The sequence below is a fragment of the Wenyingzhuangia fucanilytica genome (assembly GCF_001697185.1).
GTDB classification, from domain to species: domain Bacteria; phylum Bacteroidota; class Bacteroidia; order Flavobacteriales; family Flavobacteriaceae; genus Wenyingzhuangia; species Wenyingzhuangia fucanilytica.
In genome coordinates this window covers 3,126,793-3,152,330 of record NZ_CP014224.1, presented here as the reverse complement: position 1 = coordinate 3,152,330, position 25,538 = coordinate 3,126,793, and the positions used below count along the sequence as shown (strand labels likewise).

Annotated in this window: 22 protein-coding genes; 9 read left to right on the top strand and 13 right to left on the bottom strand. The window is 30.9% G+C overall.

Annotation, left to right across the window (positions count from 1 at the left end):
• Positions 1-95 precede the first annotated feature (95 nt).
• From AXE80_RS13005 to AXE80_RS12975, 7 genes are all read right to left on the bottom strand, one after another.
• Positions 96-596, bottom strand: coding sequence for an OmpH/Skp family outer membrane protein (locus AXE80_RS13005; protein ID WP_068828060.1), 501 nt, complete (start codon positions 594-596; stop codon positions 96-98).
• A gap of 13 nt (positions 597-609) precedes the next feature.
• Complete coding sequence (locus AXE80_RS13000; RefSeq protein ID WP_237340613.1) at positions 610-1,296, bottom strand: OmpH/Skp family outer membrane protein; 687 nt, start codon at positions 1,294-1,296, stop codon at positions 610-612.
• A 7-nt stretch (positions 1,297-1,303) separates the two neighbouring features.
• Positions 1,304-3,904, bottom strand: a complete 2,601-nt coding sequence (gene bamA / locus AXE80_RS12995) for an outer membrane protein assembly factor BamA (protein ID WP_083194675.1) — start codon at positions 3,902-3,904, stop codon at positions 1,304-1,306.
• A complete protein-coding gene (locus AXE80_RS12990) occupies positions 3,888-4,649 on the bottom strand; it encodes an isoprenyl transferase (RefSeq protein WP_068828058.1) in 762 nt (253 codons plus the stop codon). The genes bamA and AXE80_RS12990 overlap by 17 nt, the downstream gene beginning before the upstream one ends.
• A complete protein-coding gene (locus AXE80_RS12985) occupies positions 4,649-5,230 on the bottom strand; it encodes a DUF6089 family protein (RefSeq protein ID WP_068828057.1) in 582 nt (193 codons plus the stop codon). The genes AXE80_RS12990 and AXE80_RS12985 overlap by 1 nt, the downstream gene beginning before the upstream one ends.
• A gap of 75 nt (positions 5,231-5,305) precedes the next feature.
• Positions 5,306-6,214, bottom strand: a complete 909-nt coding sequence (locus AXE80_RS12980) for an NAD kinase (protein WP_068828055.1) — start codon at positions 6,212-6,214, stop codon at positions 5,306-5,308.
• Between the two features lie 25 nt (positions 6,215-6,239).
• Complete coding sequence (locus tag AXE80_RS12975) at positions 6,240-6,899, bottom strand: CBS domain-containing protein (RefSeq protein ID WP_068828053.1); 660 nt, start codon at positions 6,897-6,899, stop codon at positions 6,240-6,242.
• 74 nt (positions 6,900-6,973) lie between these two features.
• Here AXE80_RS12975 and AXE80_RS12970 point away from each other — a divergent pair, with 74 nt between their 5' ends.
• From AXE80_RS12970 to tig, 3 genes are all read left to right on the top strand, one after another.
• Positions 6,974-7,699 carry a pyridoxine 5'-phosphate synthase gene (locus AXE80_RS12970; protein WP_068828050.1) on the top strand — a complete coding sequence of 242 codons (726 nt, stop codon included), beginning with the start codon at positions 6,974-6,976 and terminating at the stop codon, positions 7,697-7,699.
• Positions 7,700-8,464 carry an alpha/beta fold hydrolase gene (locus AXE80_RS12965; RefSeq protein WP_068828048.1) on the top strand — a complete coding sequence of 255 codons (765 nt, stop codon included), beginning with the start codon at positions 7,700-7,702 and terminating at the stop codon, positions 8,462-8,464.
• 114 nt (positions 8,465-8,578) lie between these two features.
• A complete protein-coding gene (tig, locus tag AXE80_RS12960; protein WP_068828046.1) occupies positions 8,579-9,898 on the top strand; it encodes a trigger factor in 1,320 nt (439 codons plus the stop codon).
• Between the two features lie 75 nt (positions 9,899-9,973).
• Here tig and AXE80_RS12955 read toward each other — a convergent pair whose 3' ends face one another.
• The gene (locus AXE80_RS12955; RefSeq protein WP_157359408.1) at positions 9,974-10,174 is read right to left on the bottom strand and encodes a hypothetical protein; all 201 of its coding nucleotides are present in this window, start codon (positions 10,172-10,174) and stop codon (positions 9,974-9,976) included.
• Positions 10,175-10,516: 342 nt separating this feature from the next.
• On the opposite strand from AXE80_RS12955, the gene AXE80_RS12950 reads away from it, so the two are divergent.
• Complete coding sequence (locus AXE80_RS12950; protein WP_237340612.1) at positions 10,517-11,365, top strand: DMT family transporter; 849 nt, start codon at positions 10,517-10,519, stop codon at positions 11,363-11,365.
• Here AXE80_RS12950 and AXE80_RS12945 read toward each other — a convergent pair.
• The gene (locus AXE80_RS12945; RefSeq protein ID WP_068828040.1) at positions 11,362-12,897 is read right to left on the bottom strand and encodes a YifB family Mg chelatase-like AAA ATPase; all 1,536 of its coding nucleotides are present in this window, start codon (positions 12,895-12,897) and stop codon (positions 11,362-11,364) included. The two genes, AXE80_RS12950 and AXE80_RS12945, sit on opposite strands and share 4 nt — an antisense overlap.
• A gap of 55 nt (positions 12,898-12,952) precedes the next feature.
• A complete protein-coding gene (locus AXE80_RS12940) occupies positions 12,953-13,615 on the bottom strand; it encodes a response regulator transcription factor (protein WP_068828038.1) in 663 nt (220 codons plus the stop codon).
• Positions 13,616-14,047: 432 nt separating this feature from the next.
• Here AXE80_RS12940 and AXE80_RS12935 point away from each other — a divergent pair, with 432 nt between their 5' ends.
• The 5 genes from AXE80_RS12935 to AXE80_RS12915 all read left to right on the top strand — a co-directional run bounded on the left by AXE80_RS12935 (position 14,048) and on the right by AXE80_RS12915 (position 20,967).
• On the top strand, positions 14,048-16,060 hold the full coding sequence (locus AXE80_RS12935; RefSeq protein ID WP_169816825.1) for a T9SS type A sorting domain-containing protein: 2,013 nt from the start codon (positions 14,048-14,050) through the stop codon (positions 16,058-16,060).
• A gap of 11 nt (positions 16,061-16,071) precedes the next feature.
• Positions 16,072-18,132: a carbohydrate-binding protein gene (locus AXE80_RS12930; protein WP_068828034.1), complete on the top strand. Its 2,061-nt coding sequence runs from the start codon at positions 16,072-16,074 to the stop codon at positions 18,130-18,132.
• Positions 18,133-18,367: 235 nt separating this feature from the next.
• Positions 18,368-18,943 (top strand): DUF4202 domain-containing protein, encoded by a 576-nt coding sequence (locus AXE80_RS12925; RefSeq protein WP_068828032.1) that lies wholly within the window; start codon positions 18,368-18,370, stop codon positions 18,941-18,943.
• 1 nt (position 18,944) lies between these two features.
• Positions 18,945-20,354, top strand: coding sequence for a PAS domain-containing sensor histidine kinase (locus tag AXE80_RS12920; RefSeq protein WP_083194674.1), 1,410 nt, complete (start codon positions 18,945-18,947; stop codon positions 20,352-20,354).
• 61 nt (positions 20,355-20,415) lie between these two features.
• Complete coding sequence (locus tag AXE80_RS12915) at positions 20,416-20,967, top strand: porin family protein (protein WP_068828028.1); 552 nt, start codon at positions 20,416-20,418, stop codon at positions 20,965-20,967.
• Positions 20,968-21,047: 80 nt separating this feature from the next.
• Here AXE80_RS12915 and AXE80_RS12910 read toward each other — a convergent pair whose 3' ends face one another.
• The 3 genes from AXE80_RS12910 to AXE80_RS12900 form a co-directional block, all read right to left on the bottom strand.
• The gene (locus tag AXE80_RS12910) at positions 21,048-23,465 is read right to left on the bottom strand and encodes a TonB-dependent receptor (RefSeq protein ID WP_068828026.1); all 2,418 of its coding nucleotides are present in this window, start codon (positions 23,463-23,465) and stop codon (positions 21,048-21,050) included.
• A gap of 69 nt (positions 23,466-23,534) precedes the next feature.
• Positions 23,535-24,821 (bottom strand): sensor histidine kinase, encoded by a 1,287-nt coding sequence (locus AXE80_RS12905; RefSeq protein WP_068828024.1) that lies wholly within the window; start codon positions 24,819-24,821, stop codon positions 23,535-23,537.
• The gene (locus tag AXE80_RS12900; protein ID WP_068828022.1) at positions 24,818-25,492 is read right to left on the bottom strand and encodes a response regulator transcription factor; all 675 of its coding nucleotides are present in this window, start codon (positions 25,490-25,492) and stop codon (positions 24,818-24,820) included. Before AXE80_RS12900 ends, AXE80_RS12905 begins: the two co-directional genes overlap by 4 nt.
• Positions 25,493-25,538 lie beyond the last annotated feature (46 nt).

The window sequence follows — 25,538 nt, the reverse complement described above, 5'->3', positions numbered from 1 at the left end:
TTGGGGTAATACAAATCTATAAAAAAACCTAAAATAAAAGCGCTATTATATACAATATAATAGCGCTTTGTAATTCTTTTTAGTAAGAAAAGGGCTTATTTAATCCCTAATCTAGTTTTAATTGCTCCTGAAATATCTTCACCTTCAGCATAAATTAATGTTCTTGCATCTAAGATATATTGAATACCTTTTTCTTTAGCATAAGCTTTGATAGCGTCTTGAGCTTTTTTTACAATAGGCTCTAACATTTCGTTTTGCTTATTTTGTAATTCTTGAGATGCAGCTTGTTGTAATTGTTGAATTTTAGCTTGCTCTTGTTGTACTTCAATAGCTCTTTGTTGATTTTCTTCTGGAGTTTTTGATTTTTCTTCAGCAGTATATTTATCAAACTTTGCTTTTAAAGCTGTTGATGCAGATTTGATTTCAGATTCATAGGTTTTACCTAATTTTTCCATATCAGCTTGCATTGATTTAGCTTCTGGCATAGAAGCTACAACCTCGTCTAAATTGATGTGAGCAATTTTTTGTGCGTTAGCAAATTGAGTGAATCCTAAAGCTATAATTGCAATTAAAAATGTAGTCTTTACTTGTTTCATTTTGGTTAATTGTTTAATCGTTTCGTTTTTTTCGTTCTTCTTCTCTTTTGAGTCTATCTTCTTCTCGTTTTTTCCTTTGTTCTTCTATTCTCTTTTCTCTTGCTTTTCTAGCAATTTCTCTTTTAATAGCAGCTTCTTCTTCTTCGATTTCTTTTTTAGATTTTTGTATGTATTTCAATACAAGCTCGCTAATATCGTAATTATTATTGGTATATAACATCACTATTGATGAAGATTTCTCAAAAATCATGTCATATTTTCTAAGCTCGGCAATTGTTTGAACTGCGTTGTAAACTAAATCTTGGTAAGGGGTTACTAATTGTTTTCTTAGTTCAAATAATTTTCCTTCGGTACCAAAATAAGTATTTTCTACTTTAGTAATTTCATTTTCATAAGTTTTTATTTCAAGCTCTCTTTCTTTGATTAAATCCTCTGTTAACAAAGGCTTTTCGTTAAGAAACTCTTCTTTCATGGTGCTTAACTCAAGATACATCTTATCTAAGTTTTTTTTCCATGTAGTGGTTTCTGAATCTAATTTAGATTGAGCCTCTGCATAAGAAGGTATTTTACTCAATACGTATTCTATGTCAACAAAACCAATTCTTTGAAGTTGTTGTTGTGCATGGGCATTAAATCCAAAGAAAAGTGAAAATAAAAATATTTTTTGAATGAACTTATATATGTTGTTAGAAATAATCATGCCATTTTTAAAATTGTTGTCCAATGATGAAATGAGTTTGCCAACCTGATTTTTCATTTTCACCTGGAACGTTATCAAATCCGTGTCCAAAATCAATACCTAATAATCCAAATGCTGGCATAAATATACGAATTCCTAATCCTGCAGATTTTTTTACATCAAAAGGGTTAAAATCGCTAAAATTGATATATGCATTACCTGCTTCTACAAATCCTAAAGCGTAGATAGATGCAGATGGATTTAAAGTAATAGGGTAGCGAACTTCCATAGAAAACTTATCATATACAGTTGCTCCTACAAATTGTGATGATGAAGTAGTGTTTCCTCCAAAGTTAGATAATGAACTGTTAGGATATCCTCTTAGTCCAATAACTTCTCTACCATCAAAACTGTTAGTGTTCATACCATCACCTCCAACAAAATATCTTTCAAAAGGAATTTCTCCTAATTTATCGTTGTAGTTTCCTAAGTATCCAAATTGAACATTGGTCATTAAAACAAATTTATCAACCAAAGCAGTATACCATTTGGCTTTTAAATTAATTTTATAGTATTCTAACCATTTAAATCTTTCGTTATTAGTGTTGTATTCTTTTTTAGAGAATAAAGAAAATGGAGGGGTAAATTTACCTTCTACACTAAACGTAGATCCGTAGGTTGGAAAGATTAAACTTGGTCCTGCAGAGTTACGTTGTAAAGTAACGTTATATGATAAGTTGTTAGAAACTCCTGTTCCATTATCAAAATCTAATGCACTACCAAAATTAAATTGGTTTACGGTATATCTTCTGTAACTAATAGTGTTAGAGATAGAAAAATAATCATCTGGCCATTTTAAACGTTCCCCAATCCCTATAGAAGCTCCAAAAATGTTTAGCTTCTGACTTTTATCAACATCGTAATATGAAGAACCATATCCGTATTGTTTTGTATTGTAAATAGAGAAACTAAAAGATCTTGGTTTTTTTCCTCCTAACCATGGTTCTGTAAAAGACAAACTATTGGTGGTAGAGAATCTACTTGCTTGTAATCTTAAAGATAATTGTTGTCCATCCCCTAATGGTAAAGGTTTGTATTCGTCTTTTTTGAAAATATTACGAAGTGAGAAATTGTTAAATGATAATCCTAATGTACCAATAAATGATCCACTACCATATCCTCCTTGTAATTCTATTTGACTAGATCCTTTTTCAGTAAGGCTATATTCAATTCCTACTGTTTTATCAGCATAATTAGGTTGTAAGTCTGGAGTAATATTTTCGGCATCAAAGAATCCCATCTGTCCTAATTCTCTAATAGAACGAATAATGTTGTCTTTACTGTATAAATCTCCGGGTCTTGTGCGTAATTCTCTATAAATTACATGGTCATTGGTTTTATCGTTTCCAATAACAGAAACATGACTAATGGTAGCAGGGTCGTCTTCGTGTATTCTAACTTCAACAGTAATAGAATCGTTTTCAACCTTAGTTTCAACAAGGTTTATTTGAGAGAATAAGTATCCGTTGTTTTGATATAAAGTAGAGATGTCATCAGAGTCTGGTGTTCCATCACCATTAACACGTTCTTCTAAAGTTTTAGAATCGTAAACATCACCTTTTTCTATTCTTAAAATTCTTTGAAGGTCTTCGCTTTTGTATGATTTGTTTCCTAAGAATTTAATTTCTTTATAAAAGTATTTGTTTCCTTCTTCTATATTTAAATGTAAATCAATTGTTTTTTTACCTTCATTCCATGTAATACTGTCAGAAACAATTCTTGCATCACGGAATCCTTTACGGCGGTATTTTTCAATTAATTTTTTCTTGTCTTCGTTGTAGTTTTCTTCTACGTATTTAGAGCGTTTCCAAAATCTACCCCAAAATTTTCTTTTGGTATCTTTAAGTGCTTTTCTAACACTTTTATCGTCTAATTGTTCGTTTCCTGTAATGTCAATATCTTTAATTTTTACCAATTTACCTTTGTCGATAAATACGGTTGCATTTTTTTGATTGGCATTAGTAGGATTTTCTGTAGTAGAAATATTAACCTTGGTTTTTAAATAACCTTTGTCTATATAAAATTGTTTGATGTAATTTTCGGTAGAAGTAATTAGGTTTTCTGTTAGCATTTTACCAGTTGTAAAACCAGTATCTTTTTTAAAGGTTTTTTCTTTAGACTTACTAACACCTATAAATTTAATTTCGTTTAATTGAGGTAATTCTTTAATAGCAATTTCTAAATAAATTGTATTACCCTCCATTTTGGTTACATAAACTTCAACATCACTAAATCTATCAGAATTATGTAGTTTTTTAATAGCACTAGTTAACTTATCACCAGGGATTTTTATTTCTTGCCCTGTTTTAAGTCCAGAATATGAGATTACAGATGCTTCGGAAAAAGCATTTGTACCTGTTACAGTTATTCCTCCTAAAAGGTAATTTTTTGTAGTGCTAAAGTCTGGTTGGTTAGAATCAGAAAAAGTATTGTTTGATTTTACATTTAATTCAGTTGTTGATGTATTTTCTTTTGCAGATAAATCTTTTTTGCTTTCTTCTTGAGCACATACAAGATTTGTGATGAAAATTATAAATGTAAAAAAGTAGTTTTTAAATAGTTTGTTCATGTTCTCCTTCTAATTGTTCACTGGTTTTTCCAAACCTTCTTTCTCTGTTTTGATATGTTTCTACTGCTTTGAACAAATCTTCCCTTCTAAAATCAGGCCAAAGTGTTTCAGTAAAATATAATTCAGCATATGCCAATTGCCACAGAAGATAGTTGCTTAATCTTTGTTCTCCACTAGTACGAATCATTAAATCTACGTCTGGAAGATTGTGAGTATATAAGTTTTGTTGGATTAGGTCTTCGGTAATGTCTTCAGGGTTTAAATTTCCCTTTTTAACTTCTTCTGCAATCTTTTTAACACAAGTGTTTATTTCTTCTCTACTTCCGTAGCTTAAACAAAAGGTTAAAGTTATTTTATTATTTGTTTTGGTAGCATCAATAACTTCATTAAGAGTTTCTTGAGCTTTTTTAGGTAAATCACCTAATCTACCAATGGCATTAACTTTTACATTGTTTTTTTGAAAATCGGGTAATTCTTTTTTTAGAGAATGAATTAATAAACTCATTAAAGCATCAACTTCTAATTTTGGTCTATTCCAGTTTTCGGTAGAGAAAGCGTATAAAGAAATAGCCTCTGTACCAACTTCAGAAGCACCAATAACAGATTCTCTTACAGCCGTAAGAGCGTTTCTGTGACCAAAAATTCTGGCCATCCCTTTTTTCTTAGCCCAACGCCCATTACCATCCATAATGATAGCGATATGCTTAGGAACTTTATTTTTTTTGATGTTTTCTACTAAACTCATTAAAATCTTATTTGGTTTTTACTACCTCTAGGCCATCCAAATGTATAATATATTGAGGCCCCAATATAGTAATAAGCATCCAAAGTGCTTTTATTTGTTGTAATTTTATCTAAAGTATCAGAAAAAGAAACTCTTGCTTTGGCCTCCATGGAGCACACAATGCGTTTTGTAATGGCGTGCTTATATCCTATTCCCATAGGAAGTGCAATCGAAAATTTAGTATCTCCACCAGTGTTGTAAAACATAGTAGCGGCTTCAAAAATAAGGTAACCAGTACTTTTTTTTATGTTTCCTGTTCTAATTAGGTTGTATTTTGTGAAATTAAAATCTATTCCTCCAGAAAGTTCTGCTAGTTGGGTATTATGACTTTCCATTAAATTAATAGCCAACCTATATGCAATTCTAGGGTTCATGTTTTTTTTAATCACAACTCCCCAGTTTTTATACGATGATGTAATGGGAAATGCATCATTACGTTCACCCATAACATTCCCAAGGTTGTACGTAAGACCAGCTTCGTAAACCTGAGAAAAGCCAATGTTGGCAATTAAAAAAGTAAGAATACACACTAACTTTCTCATATTCATCATAAAAACAGCGCAAATATAATTAAACGTAGATTAAATGTTGATGTAATAACCAATAATACTAATGTTTTATTGTTTGTTAACAGATTTATTTCTTGTATCGTAGCCCCATAAAAGTTTATCTCTAAGCGTGTTGATAAACGTATGGTTTTTTAAAAGGATGATTTTTGCTGTAAAATTGGCCTTGGTTACAATAATTTCAGTTTCTACATCAATGGTACTTACTCTAGCGTCTAAGGAGGCTAAAAACTGATCTTCTCTTCGTAAAACTTTTAATTTAATTTCAGTATTGTCAGAAATAACAATAGGTCTAGCATTTAAGTTGTGGGGAGCAACAGGCGTAATTAAAAAATTATTAGTGTTAGGCATAATTACAGGGCCTTGGCAGCTTAAAGAATATCCTGTAGAACCAGTTGGGGTTGAAACAATTAAACCATCAGCCCAATAAGTGGTTAGGTATTCGTTATTTAAATAAGCATCAACACCAATCATAGAGTTGGTGTCTTTTTTAGCAATAGTTAAATCATTTAAGGCATATCCTAAACTAGTAAATTCGGGTCCGTTTTCGTTACTAGTAACTTTTAACATTACTCGTTCATCAACAATATATTCTCCTTTTAAGAATTCTTTGATGGCTTTGCTTATTTCTGTTTTTTGAACTGTAGCTAAAAATCCTAATCTTCCTAAATTGATTCCTAAAATAGGAATGTTTAAATCTTTTATCTGATTAAAAGCTCTAAGAATAGTTCCATCACCTCCTAAAGTAATTAGGGCATCAAAAGTTGAATCAAGCCCAGATTCACCATCATAAGTGTCTAGGTGATCTACAAATTTTAGTCCTGTGTTTTTAATAGAATCGGCAAAATCTTTATTGATATAAACATCGGTCTTAGCTTTGTTTAAAACGTTAATTAACGTAGAAACATAAACTTCATCGGCATCTTTATATACTTGTCCAAAAATGGCTACTTTTTTCATAGTAAAACTTTTTAGTGCTGCGAATTTAGATGTTTAAATATTTAATAAAGTATTCTGAGCGTTTTTTTAAGCTTTCTAAATAGGAATCTTCTGTTAGGGTGTTGATAATACTATAATCATACCTTCTAAAAGATTGTACCAATTCGTTAATATTGATGGGCTTAACTTTTAGTGTAATCTGTGTTTGATCTTCGGTTTTTTCTGTAATAAAACATCCTAAAACAGTATTTTTATTTGATTCTACAATCTGACAAATTTCAGACATTGAGTATTCGTGACTGTTTTTTTGTAGTAACAAAATATTTCCTTCTGTGCTTAAAAATTCGGTATCGGCAAAACAATCTAAGGTGTCATTAAGGTCTAAATACCCAATATAATTGTTTTCAGCATCAGTAATTGGCAGTAAATTGGTGTTGTTTACAGCAAAATTAGAGAAAACTTCTAGCAAGGTGTCTTCTTGTTTGGCAAAAAAGAATTCGTATAAATATTCCAATTCTGCAAGCTTTTGTTTTTTGTTGTCTACGGTATTTAAATCTTCTTTAGAGATAACAGCCACTAGCTTTTTGTTTTGAACTACTGGAATATGAGAGTAGGGAATAGTGCTAAAAATCTGTAGAATTTTTTCTATGGTTTTTTGATTATTCACCGATATTTTGTCCTTTGATATGTAGTTGATAAGTTCCATAAAGTTCAAATTAATGAAAATTGTTAATTGTTCGTTCTATTTTGAATATTTTTGCATTCATAAAAATACAGAATATGGCGGTATTAAGCGTAAATGTTAATAAAATAGCTACGTTAAGAAATTCAAGAGGGGGTGATGTGCCTAACTTGGTACAGGTAGCAAAGGATATTGAAGAATTTGGAGGGCAAGGAATTACCATTCACCCAAGACCAGATGAACGTCATATTCGTTATCAAGATGCTTTTGACTTAAAAGAAATTGTTAGCACAGAGCTAAATATTGAAGGAAATCCTATTCCAAAGTTTAAAAAATTGGTGTTAGATGTAAATCCAGAACAAGTTACATTGGTGCCAGATGGAGATGATAATATTACTTCTGATGCTGGTTGGGATACCATTACTCATCAATCTTTTTTAAAAGATGTAATTGCAGAATTTAAAGAAGCGGGGATTAGAACATCCATTTTTATTGATACAGGAAATCCTGCGTTGATTGAAGCTGCCGCAACTACAGGAGCAGATAGAGTAGAGTTGTATACAGAAAAATTTGCAGTAGAATACGGAAAAGGAAATACTGGAGTGATTACCGAGTATGCCGAGGCTGCTAAATTGGCTAAGCAATTAGGAATGGGAGTAAATGCAGGTCATGATTTAAGTTTAAAAAACATCAATTTTTTTGCTAAAAATATTCCTGAGTTAGATGAGGTTTCTATTGGGCACGCTTTAATATCAGAAGCATTGTATTACGGTTTGCAAAATGTTGTAAACATGTATTTATATAAATTACAAGACATACATTAAATGGAAGTTTTACATTCAAATATTGTAGGATCAGGTTTTCCGTTAATTATTCTTCACGGGTACTTTGGAATGGGAGACAATTGGAAATCTCATGCCAATAAATTATCAGAAGATTTTGAAGTCCACATGGTAGATCAACGTAACCACGGACGTAGTTTTCATGCTGATGACTTTAGTTATGAGTTGATGGTACAAGATTTAAAACATTATTTTGAAGATAAGAATATTGAAAAAGCCATTGTTTTAGGTCATTCCATGGGCGGAAAAACAGCCATGTTGTTTGCTGTGGAATATCCAGAGTTGGTAGAAAAATTGATTGTGGCCGATATAGCCCCAAAATTTTACGTACCACATCATCATACAATTATTGATGCATTAAATAGTGTAGATTTTTCTCAATTAAAGTTAAGAACCGAGGTTGATGATATTTTAAAACAAACAATTCCAGAAGAAGGAGTTAGACAATTTTTGTTAAAAAATGTATACAGAAAAACAAAAACCGAAATGGCTTTTCGTTTTAACCTACAAAGTTTAACAGATAATAACCCAGAAGTAGGAGAGGCTTTACCGGCATATACTACTTATGATGGAGAAGTATTATTTTTAAGAGGTCAAAAATCAGACTATATTTTAGATGATGATTTTGCCTTAATTACAGCACATTTTGAAAAAGCAAAAATAGATACAGTATCAAATGCAGGGCATTGGTTACATGCAGAAAATCCAGTTGAATTTTATAACAAGTTGATTGCCTTTATAAAATAAGTATAAAGAGAATTAAATCAATTGAGCATGAATTAATTATACCTTTTTGTAGCTTAACAAAAAAAGCGTATTTTTGCACCCAATTTTTTAGAGATTTTAAATAAAAATAGTCAAATGAACATTACTAAAGAGAATATCGATGCATTAAATGCAGTAGTTAAAGTTGATATTACAGCAGAGGATTATCAAGAAAAAGTTGCTTCTGTATTAAAAGATTATCGTAAAAAGGCAAGTGTACCTGGTTTTAGACAAGGACAAGTGCCAATGGGATTGGTGAAAAAGCAGTACGGAAAATCAGTAATGGTAGACGAGGTTAACAAGTTGTTACAAGAGTCTTTAAATAACTTTTTAGCTGAAGAAAAATTAGATATTTTAGGAAATCCATTACCAAAAATGGATGGAGAATTTAACTGGGATGCTGAAAACTTCTCTTTTGAATTTGAGTTAGGTTTGGCTCCTGAAATCAATGTAGATTTAACCAAAGGAAAGATTAAAAAATACAACATCATTGCTAATGATGAGTTGATTGATAAAGAAGTAGAAAACTTACAAAACCGTTTTGGAAATGTAATTACTCAAGAAGAAGTTGCTGAAAATTCAACAATTGCTGGAGTATTTGCAAATGAAGAAGAAGGAATTGAAACTAAAGCTTCTTTAACAATTGAAGATATCAAAGGAAAGTTAAATACAAAGAAATTTGTAGGATCTAAAGTTGGTGATGTTTTAGAATTAAAATCTAAAAACTTATTTAACGAAGACACTAAATTAGCTGCGTCTTTAGGATTAAAAGTAGAAGATGTTGCTGATTTGGCAATTCCTTTAACTTTTAAAATTGAAGAAATTAGTTATACTGAGCCTTCTGAATTAGATCAAGAGTTTTTTGATAAGATTTTTGGAGAAGGAGTTGTTTCTTCTGTTACAGAATTAAGAAATAAAATTAAAGAAGATGCTGAAGGGCAATTTGCTCAACAAGCAGATCAGCATTTATTAAACGCAATTACTGAAAACTTAATAGAAAACACTTCTTTTGATTTACCAAAAGAGTTTTTAATTAAGTGGTTAGGAACTGCAGGAGAAAAGCCTTTAACTGATGAAGAGGCTGCTGCAGAATACGAAAAATCTGAAAAAGGTTTACGTTACCAATTAATTGAAGGTAAGATAATGGCTGATAACGATGTAAAAGTTGATTTCCAAGAATTAAAAGATTACGCAATCGGATTTATCAGACAACAAATGGCTCAATTTGGACAAATGAATCCAGAAGATAAAGAGTTAGAAGATATCGCAATGCGTGTATTACAAAACCAAGATGAGGCTAAGAGATTACAAACTCAATTAATTAGCAACAAATTGTTAGACTTGTACAAAGAGAAAATTTCTTTTGATGAAAAAGAAGTTACTTACGAAGATTTTGTAAAAGAAGTTTACAAATAATTCTAAGAATATCTTATAAAAACAAAAGCGTCCTAATTTTTAGGACGCTTTTTTTATGCTGTAGTATAAGCTAGTTTAGTCAAAAGCAAAATGCTGATCTAATTTGTTCTCAACTAATTTTTGTACTCTGTTTACATCTGCATCATCCTTAATGTAAATGGTTAAATTTTCCTCCACTCTGTTCCTGCTAATAGATTCTTGTATTTCTATAGATTCTATTCCACTTATGTTTTCTAACAACTCTTTACATTCTTGATCACAGGCAGTATCGTTCATATAAACTTTTAATGTTTGACACTTTGGACTGTTTCTTATTTCGGTTCTAAATGGCAGCATAACAATATATTTTAAGGTTTTTAAATCGGATTGGTTCTTCCTAAATTAATAAAAAGGATTGGATTTGTCAAGATGTTTGTTGCCTCTAGAATTTTATATTTAAGCGTTACGCATTATTATTTTTGTGCAATGTGTTGTAATTCAGTGCTTTTGTAGTTCTAAAAAATGAACTGAGTAATTTGGTAAAACTTATTGTGATATTAAAGAGGTATTTAGTTCTCTAAAGTTTTATAAATACTATTTTTACAGCCTCTTAATCTTTTAAATGCTAAAACAATTTTTATGAAAGGCTCAAAATCAATTTTTTACATGATTTTTAGTGTTATTGCATTTTCTTTAATGAATACTGGAGTAAAGTATTTAAATGATTTTAGCGCATACCAAATTGTTTTTTTTAGATCTATTGGAACTTTGTGTTTTACAATTCCATTAATCATTAAACATAAAATTCCAATTTTGGGAACTCGAAAAAAATGGTTGATTCTTAGAGGTGTTGCTGGTGTTATTTCACTAACGTGTTTTTTTCAGTCTTTAAATTATTTGTCTTTAGGAACTGCGGTTTCTTTAAGATATACTTCTCCTATTTTTGCTGCAATTTTTGCCCTTTTATTTTTAAAAGAAAAGGTAAAACCTATACAGTGGTTTTTATTTTTAATTGCCTTTTTAGGAGTGTTAATTATTAAAGGTTTTGGGGTAGATGTAAATTCTATTGGTTTAATTTTAGCCATACTATCCGCTATTTTTTTAGGAATTATTTTTGTGTTGATTCGTAAAATTGGCGATTCAGAAAACTCATTAGTTATCATTAATTATTTTATGGTGATGGCATTTGTTTTTGGTGGATTGATGTGTATCAATCATTGGAGAAATCCAAATGCAGTGGAATGGTTACTTTTATTAAGTTTAGGAGTTTTTGGATATGTAGGACAGTTGTATTTAACCAAAGCATTTCAATCTTATGAAACCAATGTAATAGCACCTTTAAAATATTTAGAGGTAGTTTTTATGATTTTAATTGGTACCTTTTGGTATAAAGAAACCTATAATTTATGGACGCTTTTAGGAGTCTTGTTAATTATGGTTAGTTTAATTTATAATGTTTATTTAAAAAGAAAAAAGAGCAAAGCTTAAATCCAATGCTCTCTATCTAAACTTCTGTATTGAATGGCTTCGGCAATGTGATGCGATTCAATGTTTTCTGAATTGTCTAAATCTGCAATAGTTCTACTTACTTTTAAAATTCTATCATAAGCTCGTGCGGATAGATTTAAAGATTCCATGGCTTTTTTTAGTAAGTTTTTAGTGTCTGGATTTAGTTTACAATATTTTTTAATATGCTTTACATCCATTTGCGCGTTGTAATGTATGTTGTTTTCTTTCTCGTATCTTTTTGTTTGAATGTTTCTAGCTTGCTGAACCCTTTTTTTGATGGATTTGCTAGGTTCAGCAGGAATTTCATTACTTAGTTTTTCAAATGGAACAGGATTTACTTCTATATGCAAATCAATTCTATCTAATAAAGGACCTGATATTTTGTTGAGGTATTTTTTTACTTCTAATGATGAAGACTGAATTTTGCTATCATCATTAATAAAATCTCCACTAGGTGATGGATTCATACTCGCAATTAACATAAAACTACTAGGGTAGGTAATGGTAAACTTAGCTCTAGAAATGGTAACCTCTCTATCTTCTAAAGGCTGTCTCATTACTTCTAAAACACTTCTTTTAAATTCTGGTAATTCATCTAAAAACAAAACTCCGTTATGTGCCAAGGATATTTCTCCTGGTTGTGGATATTGTCCTCCTCCTACTAATGCTACATCAGAAACCGTGTGGTGGGGAGACCTAAAAGGACGTTCTAAAATTAAACCTTCTTTGTTTTTGGTGTTACCAGCTACGGAGTGAATTTTAGTAGTCTCAATAGCTTCTTGTAAAGACATAGAGGGTAATATACTTGGCAATCTTTTGGCAAGCATGGTTTTTCCAGATCCTGGTGGGACAATTAGTAAAATATTATGTCCGCCTGATGCGGCAATTTCTAAAGCACGTTTAACAGATTCTTGTCCTTTAACATCCATAAAGTCAAAAGAAAATTTGTTTTCAATTTCGTTTAGATATTTTTGGGTGTCAAAAAGTAAGGGTTCAAAAGTTTTGTTATCGTCTAAAAAATCAATGACTTCACTAATGTTTTGTAATCCATAAACTTCAAAGTCATCAATCAAAGCAGCTTCTTTGGCATTTTCTGTAGGAAGTACTATTCCTTTAAAGCCTTGGTTTTTAGCTTCAATAGCTATGGGTAATACTCCTTTTATGGGTTGTAAACTTCCGTCTAAAGAAAGTTCTCCCATAATAATAAAGTCTTTTAACTTGGTGTTGTTTATTTGTTTTGAGGCAGCTAAAATTCCAATGGCTAAAGAAATATCATAAGCGGTTCCTTCTTTGCGCATATCGGCAGGAGCCATATTTATGGTGATTTTTTTCCCTGGAAAATGTAGGTTGTTGTTTTTTAAAGCAGCGTGAATTCTAAAATTACTTTCTTTAACAGCATTGTCTGGTAATCCTACTAAATGATAACCTATACCACTATCAATATTTACCTCAATGGTAATAATAGTAGCATCAACCCCCAAAAAGGAGGCTGCGTAAACTTTTTCTAACATAGCAAATCAATTTCTTTTTTGCTAAAGTTAAATAAAATATAGATTTAAAAAAGATTTATTGAAAACCTAATTCTTGAGCTTTTTTAGACAATTCTACCAAGTTCTTAACATCTAATTTTTTCATCAAATTAAATCGATGTGTTTCAATGGTACGTTTGCTTTTTCCTAATTTGTCGGCAATCTCAAGATTGGTAAATCCGTTAAGAATAAATTCTAAAATTTCAGACTCTTTTCTAGTCAATTTAGAAGCTTCGGAGTTACTGTTAAATGGAGTTACTTTGGCAGTGCTTGCTCCACTTATTAAGCTTTTTACAATAGCATCCGTAGTATCTCCGCTAAAGTATTTTCCTCCGTTATAAACGTTGGTAATAGCCTTAACAAACTCGTCTTTATTGGTGTCTTTTAATAAGTAACCGCTAGCTCCAGCAGAAATAGCTTTTAAAATATACTCCTCGGAGTCGTGCATAGATAGAATGATAGATTTTGTGTTGGTCCCAAGCTCACTAAGTTTTGCTACGGCATCAATACCATTCATTACAGGCATACGAACATCAATAATTAAAATATCAGGATTTAATTTTATCGTCATATCAACACCCTCTTGACCGTTAGTTCCTTCACCAACTACGGTAAAGTTAGGTTCACTTTCTAAAAGTGATCTTAAACCATTTCGCACAAGTAAGTGGTCGTCTACTAATAAAATGTTTATTTGGCTCATTTTAGTGATAATTGTTGATAAATCAGATACTTAATTATATGATACGTAAAACTACAACGAAAATACGTAATTACACAAGAAAATCTACGTAATTTTTAAAAATACGTATTATTACGGATATATATCATTTGGTTTTGTTTATAAATAGCCAAAAGCAACGAGGATTGCTCCAAGATTCTCAATAAACACGTAATAAATTTATACTGAATTTGTTTTAAGCTCATTATGAGCGATAAATGATACTGATTGAATTATAAGTAATAGATTATTGTTTTTGTTGTCGTTTAATTTGAATATGGATAAAATTTCATAAAAATAAAACTAGATTTTATTTACTAGGATGTTAAAAAAAAGGTAAAACGTTAAGGCTAAAGAGTTGTTCCATAGGATTTAATAAAAAAAATGAAAAGCAAAAACTATTTAATAATTATAATGTTTCTACAGACTGTGTTTTCTTTTTCTCAGGAATCAGTACAGCATCCTACTGTAGATTCTTATGTACATTTTTCAAACCCTAATCAAAGTTATTCTTCGGAAACCGTTATTAAATTAAAGCATTCTGTTTCGGGGAATAATGATAGACTCGCAGTTTTACAGTTTTCAAATCTTTCAGAGGTGCCTACTACTTACCAACAAGTTTTGTTAAAATTAGTACAAGTAGAGGGAGATAGAGGAAATGTAAGTTTGGTAGGAATCAACCCAGAGTTTGATAATTATATTACTTTAAATTCATTGCCTTCCCAAGAATTTACTTTTGCTTATGGAGGAGTAAAAAGAGGAGAGGCCTATTATATTGATGTTACAGAATACGTTTTAAATCAGTTAAATTCTAATAATTCCGTTATCGCCTTTAAATTATTTACCAATAGTTTAATAAACTCTGCTATGGGATTTGCTTCTAGCGAAAGTACAGAGAATAGACCCGAATTGCAGTTTTATACTAACAAGGCTTATGAAATTCCGTTGTTTGATGTACATGATACTGTTACCATAGATATGGTGTCTAAAGGTGAAATTACTGGTGATGTTTTAAAAAATCATGTTCAAGAAGATGAAGTAAATAATTATGGAGGTTGGGAAAACGGAACATTTGAGGCTACTGGTTTTTTTAGAACCGAAAAAGATTGTGATAATACTTGGCATATTATTGATCCATCAGGGAATGTTTTTTACAGCGCAGGTTTAAATACGGTTGATAATGGTGGTTTGTCACAACCTGAAGAACTTAAAAGTTTAGGTTTAAACACTATGGGATCTTGGTCTGATGAAAGTATTAAAAACGTGGCTTATACTCCTAGGTTTAATGTGATGTCTAATTTTAAAAATTCATCAAATGAAATTAAAGAGGTTTATAATTTAGATATACTTCCTGTTTTTGAACCTACTTTTCAAAGTTTTTGTAACCAATTAGCACAAACGGAGTTACAGCCTTATTTAAATGATCCTTGGGTTTTAGGGTATTTTTTAGATAATGAATTATTATTTCATAAAGATCAATTGTCATTAAGTCTAAGTTTAGAAACATCCAATGCACAATATCAAGCAGCCAATACTTGGATGATTGACAAATATGGTGTAAACTATACTACCTCAAACATCACAGAAGATGATAAACTAGACTATCAGGGCTATGTAGGGGAAACTTATTTTAGAATTGTTTCAGAAGCTTTTAAGGCTGTAGATCCAAATCATATGTTGTTAGGAACACGTTTTCATTCAGGAGTAAAATACATGCCTAAAATGTTTGAAGCCGCTGGAAAATATATAGACATTATTTCTGTAAATTATTATGGTAGCGCTCAGCCCGAAGAGGAATATATGGATATGTGGTTAGAGGAGTCTGGTAAACCATTTTTAATTACTGAGTTTTATGTAAAAGGATTAGATACTCCTATGGAAAATGCTGATGGAGCTGGTTGGGATGTTGCTACACAGTCTGACAGAGCGAGTTGGTTTGAGAATTGGATGTTGAAACTTTTACGTAACAAAGGAAGCGTAGGTTTTCACTGGTTTAGATATTTAGACAAACCAACTGATGGTTCTAACAAAGGTTTGTATGATAAAGATTACAATTTGTATCAGGAATTAGGAGCTTCTGTAAAAAAAGTGTCTAAAGCCATTTATACGCTAAGAAGTCAAATGTTATATGGTAACTATAACTACAACGATTGTGAGGCTAATATTTCTATTTTAAGCGATGAAATACCTGTGGTTCTTTCTCCAAATTTTTTAGTACATCCCAATCCTGTTAGTGATGTTTTTAGAATTGATGTGGCATCAACTTCTGAAATAAAAATTTATGATGTCAGCGGGAGCCTTCTCATTACAAAAGAGTCAATTAAAAGAGATACTGAAATAGATATTAGTGATTTATCATCAGGATTGTACTTTGTTGAAATCAATAAATCTGGAAAAAAATCAGTAGCAAAATTAATTAAGAATTAATCAACCCAAATATGAAAACTTTTAAGTTGCCTATAACATTTTTATTAAGCTTTTTTTTAATTGGAATTTTTGCACAAGCTCAAATTACAGTTCACTCATTAGAAAGTTTATCAAATTATATTGATGATGATAATGTTACTGTAAAGTTGGCTCCAGGAACATATACAATTACCGCAAGTAATGCTTCTAATTATGGAGGATGGGAAACTATTGGAACAGGTACTGTTTGGACATTGTTTCCTGTAACGGCAAGTAATAGTGTGTTCGATTTTACAGATGTGTTTATAAATGTAGAAACGGGAGTTTTTAGAGAGTTTGGAAATAAAGATGTTTATGAAATCCGTATTTCAGGGAATAACACAACTCTTAAAAATTTAACTTTAACCGATGTTGGAGATGTTCATGACAATCCAAGAAGAGGAGCTTTAAGTATTGCTATTGATGGTAAAAATAATGTTGTTGATGGTTTTTATGTAACAGCAAAAGGATCTTTGCCTTATGGTTATGGAGATATTTTTGGAAAAGGAGGAGGTTCTTTGGTTCCTTTAGATAAGCATAGCGGAATTTTAATTAGAGGAGATTATAATACTTTAAAAAACACAACCATGATTCATAGAGCCTTTGGTCATTGTGTTTTTATGCAAGCAGCCAATCACCCTACTATTGATGGTTGTTATATTGAGGGAGAAATGCGTTCTACAGATGATATTCTTGCAGAAGAAGGTACAGGTACTTTGGGAGATCAACAAGGATTTATAACTACTTGGGGCTATAAATTACCACCAGGTTTTATGATTGCGTTATGCGAAGCAGGAATTCGATCCTACAATGCTGGTACCACTACTATCGATGGAGTGTCTTACGAACGAGGAACAAACGATGTAACAGTTTTAAATACAACCGTAAAAAATACAAGATCAGGATGTACCATTACTCAAGGAAGTGGGTATAGGCATGTTGAGAATGTAACACTTATAGGGAATGAAAATGGTTTTGCTATTGGTAATGGAGAAGTGATTAATTGTTATGCAGATGCAGCTTATGGACCTGCCTTTAATAGCGAAGGAGGTATAGAGGGGAGTGTAACGCTAATGAAGCCGGAAAACGGATATTATAATGGTTCTAAAAGTGTAGGTAGTTCTTCAGGAGGAACCTTTACTGTACATGCTGAGGATGATGTAGATATCCCTTCGGATATGGCTATTCAGTTGGGTAGTTATAGATCTTTTCGTCATCAACTAGGAAGCAATTTAATGTATCAGTTAGATACAGTTTTTTCAGGAGCTACAATTTATAACTACAGTAATGCAGCAATTGATTTTGGGCCAGGTGCTAGCAATTCAAAAGCTACCACTTGTAGTGTTGTTACGGATAGTGGTACAGGAAATACCGTTAATAGTTGGGATGGATGTGAATATACTTACATTAAAGTTGATGTAGATGGTTGTGAAAATACAGCCGCTGATATGAATGCAGAATGTTTTGATAATATGTATGGTATTGTAGATGAAGGAGCCAATATTGGTTTTATTCAAGATGGAGATTGGGTAGCTTATCACAATATAGATTTAACTAACATAAATGTTGTAAAGGCTAATGCTTCTAGTAAAACTAACGGAGGGACTATTGAGGTAAGACTAGGAAGTACCACAGGAACTTTAATAGGTTCTCTAGATGTTGCAGGAACAGGAGGTTGGGGAAATTGGGAAATCGCACAAACCAATATTACAAATGTTTCCGGAAATCAAGATGTATATTTTGTGTTTACAGGAGAAAGTGGTTATTTGTTTAATGTAGATTGGTTTAGTTTTGAAAATACATTAAGTCTTAATGATGATTATGAATTGGGGAAAATTCAAGTATCACCCAATCCTGCCACAAATCAGATAACAATTTTAAATGCTTTTGAAACAGTGTTAGAGGTTTTTAATGCTAATGGGTTATTGACTTCTAAAGCTTCGATAATAGAAAATGAGAAAGTTTTTTCTTTAGAACATTTATCTGCTGGAATTTATTTTCTTAAATTTAAGAGTAGTCAAGGTACTGCTGTAAAAAAAATAGTTATAAAGTAAGAAACAGCTTTATAATTAAGGGTAGAATTTGTTTTTTGAAATATGTTAAAAGCTAAATCGTTAAGGTTTGGCTTTTTTTAATTTTAAAAAGGCTTTAGCTTTGTGTAAATAATAGAAACTCTCTTTAAAGAGACATTTAATTACTGTGTAAAAGCATCTTATTAAACTAGGTAAAGAACTATATTGTTCGGATAAAAACAATATGATTAGCTTTACAAAATAAAAATATTAAACAATGAAATTCAATCAAGCCATTTCTTTAATAGATCAAGCCAATAAACAAGACCCTAATAAAGAAGAATATCAAGGAATTACTTATGCTAAAGAATACATTTACGGAGTTCGTATGTCTGAGCGTTTGGACATTTTTATGCCTGATGCTCCAGAGTCTTTAAAATTAGCAGCAAGATGTCAACATATTTGTAGATGGGAAATTCCTAGAGACACATATCCTATGGATAGAGTTGGGTATTTAACATGGAGAAATGATTTAAAAAAATTACACGCTCAAAAAGCTTCAGAAATTTTATCGTCTGTAGGTTACGATCAAGAGGTTATTGATGAGGTTCAGTTTATGTTGTTAAAAAAACAATTAAAGAAAAATGAACTAACTCAAGCTTTAGAAGATGTAATTTGTTTGGTGTTTTTAGAATTTTATTTTGATGAGTTTGCAGAAAAACACAGTGAGGAAAAAATAATAGATATTGTACAAAAAACATGGGCTAAAATGTCTGAAAAAGGACATGATGCTGCATTGCAATTACCTTTTTCAGAATCAGGTTTGGCTTTAGTACAAAAAGCACTAGCATAACATGGGGTTATTAGATACGTATTTATCAGACAGAGAAAGGTCACTTTTACAAAGAAGAAGATCTAAAATATCGGGAGCATTCTTTTTGCTTTTTACGATAGTGATTGTGATGAGTTACATCATTCAAAATCAACTGTCCGAAGAAAATACTGTTCTAATGACACAAGAAGATATTAAGGACTTAAAGATTAGTTTAGGTTTATTATCCGTTTTTGTTCTAGGCTATTTAGGGTGGATTTTATTTAAATTGATTAGACCAACTTATATCACTTATCTAGATTTAATTACAGATTTGTTGGCAATTAAAAACAATATTCACACTAGTGATAGGCCACTGTCTTCAAGAGAAAATACTTTATTAAGATTTAGGGAGTTAAATTTTGCGGTGAATAATGCAGTTTTATATGCCACCATTACGGATGAAAATAGAATTGCCTACATCAGTAAAAAGTTTGAGGAATATTTAGGGCATAATGAAGATTTAACTTTTAGAAAGTTTGAAGAAGTACTTACTTATAAGCATAATCAGCATCATAAAATAAGAAAAATATTAAGCACAGCTACAGGAGAATTGGTAAATAAAGAATTAAGATTAACCAATCATAAAGGTGAAATTTTTTGGATTGAAATGTCTATTATTAATATGGATAATCTTAAAAACTCTCATCGTAGATTAATCGTTTGTCACGATATTACCAAACGTAAACATGCGGGAATGGAAATGCAGCGTGTAAATAGAAACAAGTTTGTTGCAGAGGTACAATCTCAAAAAGATTTATCACAACAAATTATGACAGCTCAAGAAGATGAGCGTAAACGTATTGCAAAAGATATCCACGATGGAATAGGGCAGATGTTAACAGCTTTGCGTTTTAGCATTGATGGAATTGATTTTTCTAACAAAGATAAAGCAGAAGAAAGTTTACATTCTGTAAAAGAGGTTTTTGGGCAGTTAATTAAAGATGTAAGAGCGGTTACCTTTAGTTTAGCTCCGCCAGAATTAACAGATCATGGAGTGGCTTCGGCCATTCGTAAGATGAGTAGTATGGTTGGTAATTTTACAGGCCACAATGTGTTGTACGAAAATATTTCTGAGTTTGATAAACGTTTAGATAATAACGTAGAGGTAAATATTTATAGAGTGGTTCAAGAAGCAGTTAACAATGCGTTAAAATATTCTGAATCGGAATATATTTTAATCACTTTAGATCATACAGATTCTTACCTGAAAATTAAAGTAGAAGACGATGGTAAAGGCTTTAATCCTAAGTTAACAGATACGTTTAAAGGAACTGGAAACGGGTTGAGGTTTATGAAGGAAAGAGTAAACTATATTGGTGGAGAATTAAGGATTTCTTCGGAGTTAAATCAAGGGACAACAGTTCATATTGTGGTTCCGATAGAAAAATAAATTACACTTTGGAGCGTTTTTTGTATATTATCATATGTAATAACATAAAAAAACGAAAATTATGAAATTTAAATTTTTAGTAATAGCAATGCTGTTTTCGGTGATTGCTTTTTCTCAAGAAAAAGAATCTTATTTTGGTATTAAGGCAGGTTATAACCTTTCTTCGTTAAGAAATGGAGATGCAGACAATAGAAATGGATTCCATATAGGTATTTATGGAGAACATGAAATAAGTGAGAATGTTTCTTTTCAGCCAGAGTTGGTTTATTCTCAGTTAGGGTTTAAAGACAGTGCATCAAAAACTGTAAAAATGGATTATATCCAAATACCTTTAATGTTTAAAGGTTATATTTTTAAACCTTTGTATGTTGAGTTAGGACCTCAAATAGGAGTAAATATCAATAAAAAAGAAGAAACAGATTTTGTATTTGGTACTTCAACAAAAACTACCGAACCTAATACTTTTGATTGGGGGATAAACGGAGGTATTGGATTTGCCATTAATCCAGGAATTACTTTAGGTGTAAGATATTACCATGGATTAAGTAGTGCTTATAAAGATGCTGATGAATTTAATACTTTATACCAGGTTTTTGTAGGGATTAATTTATAAGATATCACACACAAAAAATTAAATAAAAAGCTCAAGGTTCAATTGAATCTTGAGCTTTTTTAATAAAATAAATAGTAAATCTAAAATTTATAACTGTATCCTAATCTTAATACTTGTGTTTCGTAATAATTATCACTGGTGTAGTTAAAATTGCTTCCTGTAATTTTTTGACGGATAACCATGGTGTTTAACAAATCTGTAGCGTTAAAAAACAATTCTCCTTTTCCTTTTTGAATGGTAGTTTTTACTCCAAAGTCTAAAGAAAATCTAGCATCAATAGTTCCTTGTGGAATAATGTCCGGAGCTAAATAAATAGCGGTGATTTGTGCATTGGTGTTTTTTAAGAACTTATAATTTGTATTCCATTTAATGTTTCCAGAATACACATCTTGCTCTTCTGAAGTAAAGGTATGAGGACTTGGGTATAAATTAGAAATAGTAAAAGCATCTATTTTATTATAATAACCGTTTAAGTTTAAATTCATATTTATTTTATTGCTAAACTCTTGGCTAATCACAACTTCAATACCTGTGTTGTAGCTTTTTCCTATGTTTTGTGAAGTGTTATAAATAAGCGTTCCATTGTTAATAGTAGTGGCTACTCTTGAAATAGTTCCTTCCGAAATTTTATGATAGGTAGCTCCATAAAAATATCCTCTGTTCCAATTGTTTTTATATCCCAATTCAAAACTATTAGTAAACTGTGGATTTAAAGCAGGATTCCCAACTTTGATAATTTCTGCATCATCGTATTTTGGAAAAATTCTAATATCTCCCTCGTCAGGTCTATCAACTCTTCTGTTGTAAAAAGCAGATATTTTACTACGATTGTCCATTTTATAAGAAATTCGAGCGTTTGGAAATGGTTGAAAATAATGATATCCATCACTTTTATAAGTGTTATGATTTGGGTCTACATCATAGTTTAAATCCATATATTCTATTCTTAATCCAACTTCTGCTTCAAACTTTTTTACCTCATAAAGTAAGTTTCCGTAAACTGCAGGAATAATTTCTTTATAGGTTGCTTTTCCATCTGCTCCAGTATCTAATACAGAATTGTTTGCCGATGGGTTGAATTGCATATTGGTAGGGATTTCTCTACGTCTAAATTTAATTCCAGTTTCTAAAAGACCATGTTTTAAAGGTTTTGTATAATCAATATTTACATCTAATACTTTTTGATCAGCAATTAAAAAGAAGGACTCTTTTTCTTGATAATTTCCTGGAACTGTATTGTCAAAAAAGTATTTTTCATCTTCTCTGTCAAACGTATAATTAACCCCAACATTTAATTTGTGACCTGGTTGTTGATATTTATGCTCATAGACAACAGAAGCCATTGCAGCGGTTAATACTTCATCTTCTAAAAATTGCCAAAGTCTTGTGCTTTGATTTGTATTACCATCAAAAAAAGGTTGATCTCCATAATCTTTAATAGCTTCTTGACTATAAAGCCCCGATATGGTTAGCGTATTAAAATCATCCATAAACCAATCTACTCCAAATTTAGAATTGAAAAAATTAGTGTTTCTGTTTCTTTTTGTTTGTTGATTTATAATACTACCATCAGTATAAGTTCTGGTAACAAATTCATTTTTGTTTAGTGTTTCTGTATAAAGATTGTCTGCTTGTAAAAAGAAATTAACTTTTTCTTTTCTGTAGTTTAATAATACCGATGGATTTATTTTAGGTGTTGCTTGGTATTGTGGTCTAATTCCGGGTAAATTTTCTTTACGCACCCATAAAGCTCCCAATCCAGTAGACAAACCAACCTTTCCGTTAAACCCTGTTTTGTCTTCTTTTTTAAGTTTAATGTTAATGATTCCTGCATTTCCATTTGCATCGTATTTGGCTGATGGATTGTTGATAATTTCAATTTTATCAACAGCAGAAGCAGGAATGTTGTCTAATCCATTTTGATTTCCAAAGCCTGTAATAGCTGTTTGTTTTCCATCAATCAACACCATTACTTTTGGGTTACCTCTTAACTGAACTTGACCATCTTGTGTAGTAATTCCAGGTAAATTACTCATAGATTGTAATACGCTTCCTCCGCTTTGACTTACATTGTTGTCTAAAGCATATGTTTTTTTATCCATAGCACTATTAACGGCATTTCGTCTTGTGGTTAACTCAACTTGATTTAATTGCTCTATGTTTTCTTTGATATTGACAACACCAATATTGATAAACTCAGATTTTGAACCAATAAATAACGGTGATGAATATTTTTGATATCCTACATAACTTACTTCTAAAATATAGTCTCCAGGTTTTATATTTTTAAGAACAAATAAACCATTCTCGTCAGAAATAGTTCCGTTTATAAGTTTTTCTTGCAGAGGCGTTTTTAAAGAAACGCTTACAAAAGGGAGTGTTTCTCCTGAAACTTTATTTTTTATACTTCCAGAGATGTTTACAGATGATTTCTGAGCCATTAAGCTCACAGACAATAGCATTAAACACAACGCTATTATTGATTTTATTTTTTTCATTTGATACTTTTTGGTAAAATTATTTACAAGACAAATGTCTAATTCAAATTAGAAGAAATTTAGAATTTTTTAGAATTGAATATAAAATGTATGGAATCCGTTTTGATAATGATAATTAATGCTCCATTTGTATTTGTTTACAATCTCTTTAATAATAGCAAGCCCTAATCCACTACTTGATTTTTCTTGAGACAAGCTAGAAAAACGCTCAAATAACTGTTCTTTATGTAAAGCAGTTTTTCCTGAGTTGCTAATAAACAGTGTATTGTTTTCTAGTTTTATTTTAATTTCTCCATCAACAAGTGTATGCCTAATAGCGTTAGATAATAAGTTGTTGATTAGTGTTTCTAGCAAAAAATAATTTGCCTGTACTTCAATAGTGTTTTTGATATTTTGAGTTACAGTTATGTTTTTGCTATTGATGTAATCACTTAACAATAAAAAAGAGGTATTGATAAAATGGTCAACATGTAAACTCTCTAATTCATTGTATTGTCGATTTTCTACTTTGGCAAGAATCAATAAATTTTTATTAATTCTAGACAACCTAGATAATGGTATTTCTATGTTATTGATTATTTCAGCTATTTTAGGAGTAACTTCTTTTTCTTGAATTAGCAAATCTAATTTAGATTTTAATAATGCAATGGGAGTTTGCAGTTCATGTGAGGCATTTTCTATAAATAACTTTTGCTGTTGATAGGCGTTACTATTGTTTTTTACTAATTTTTCTAATGAATAATTTAGTTCTTGAAACTCTTGAATGTCCGTTTTAACCAATTTAATACTGGTGTCTTTAGTAATGTCAAATAGTTTTAAAGATTGTAATGTTTTGTAAAAAGGTTTCCAGCTATTGATGGCGATTTTTCGGTTGAGTAATATAAAACCAATAATTAACAATAAAAAGAAACATAAAGTAACCAATGCTATTGCTATTAATGTTTGGTCAGCTTCTTCAACATTGGTTTCAATGGTAATTTCATAAGGTTCTCCATTAATGTTTAAGTATGATTTTAATCCTCTAAAGCGATCTTCTCCATCATCTAAATCATAAGAATTTGGTCTAATTACTTCGTAAACACTGTCTTTAAATTTTTCTTTATCATTACTTTTTATAATTGAAACACCAGGCTGTAGCTCACCCCAAATTTGATTGATTTTTTCAATATCTTTTCTAGTAAATGCCTTTGCTTTTAGTCTTTTTTTGGTGTGTTCTAAGGTTAACCAGTTGTTTTCATCAAGTTCTTCAACCCAAATACGATCTACTACTAACACATATACTGGAATGCTAATAATTAAGATTATTAATGAATAAATAGTAAAGGCTTTAAGAGGCCTGTTTAGTAATTTTGTCATTGTTCCCATTTATAACCTGTTCCGTAAATTGTTTTAAGATAATCGTTGCAGTTACTTTCTTTTAATTTTCTTTTTAGGTTTTTTACATGAGCATACACAAAATCGTGATTGTCAAACATATCTGCAAAATCACCAGATAAATGTTCTGCTAATGTGCTTTTTGACAGTACTTTGTTTTTATTTCCGATAAAAAATAACAAAAGGTCAAATTCCTTTTTGGTAAGATTAACAAGTTGATTGTTTACTGTAACTGTTTTAGAATGAATATCTATAGATAATTCTTTTTGGGTGATGATATTGTTGCTGTCAAATTGCTTCCTTCTGATTAAAGATTCAATTCTTGCAGCCAATTCCGCTTGATGGAAAGGCTTGGCTAAATAATCATCAGCTCCTAATTTTAACCCTTTAATTTTGTCTTCTAGAGAGTTTTTTGCCGAGATAATAATTACTCCTTCTTGCTTTCTTTGTTGTTTTAACGTTTCAAGTATAGAGATTCCATTGCCTCCAGGTAACATTAAATCTAACAGAATACAATCATACTCATGAGTAAATATTTTTTCTATAGCATTGTTGTAGTTTGTAACCCACTCACATAGGTACTGTTCGCTAGAAAGATAATTCATAATATCTTTAGCCAGTTCTATTTCGTCTTCTATGATTAGGATTTTCATATTGCAAAATAACACATCAATTTGGAAGAAATTTAGAATTTTATCA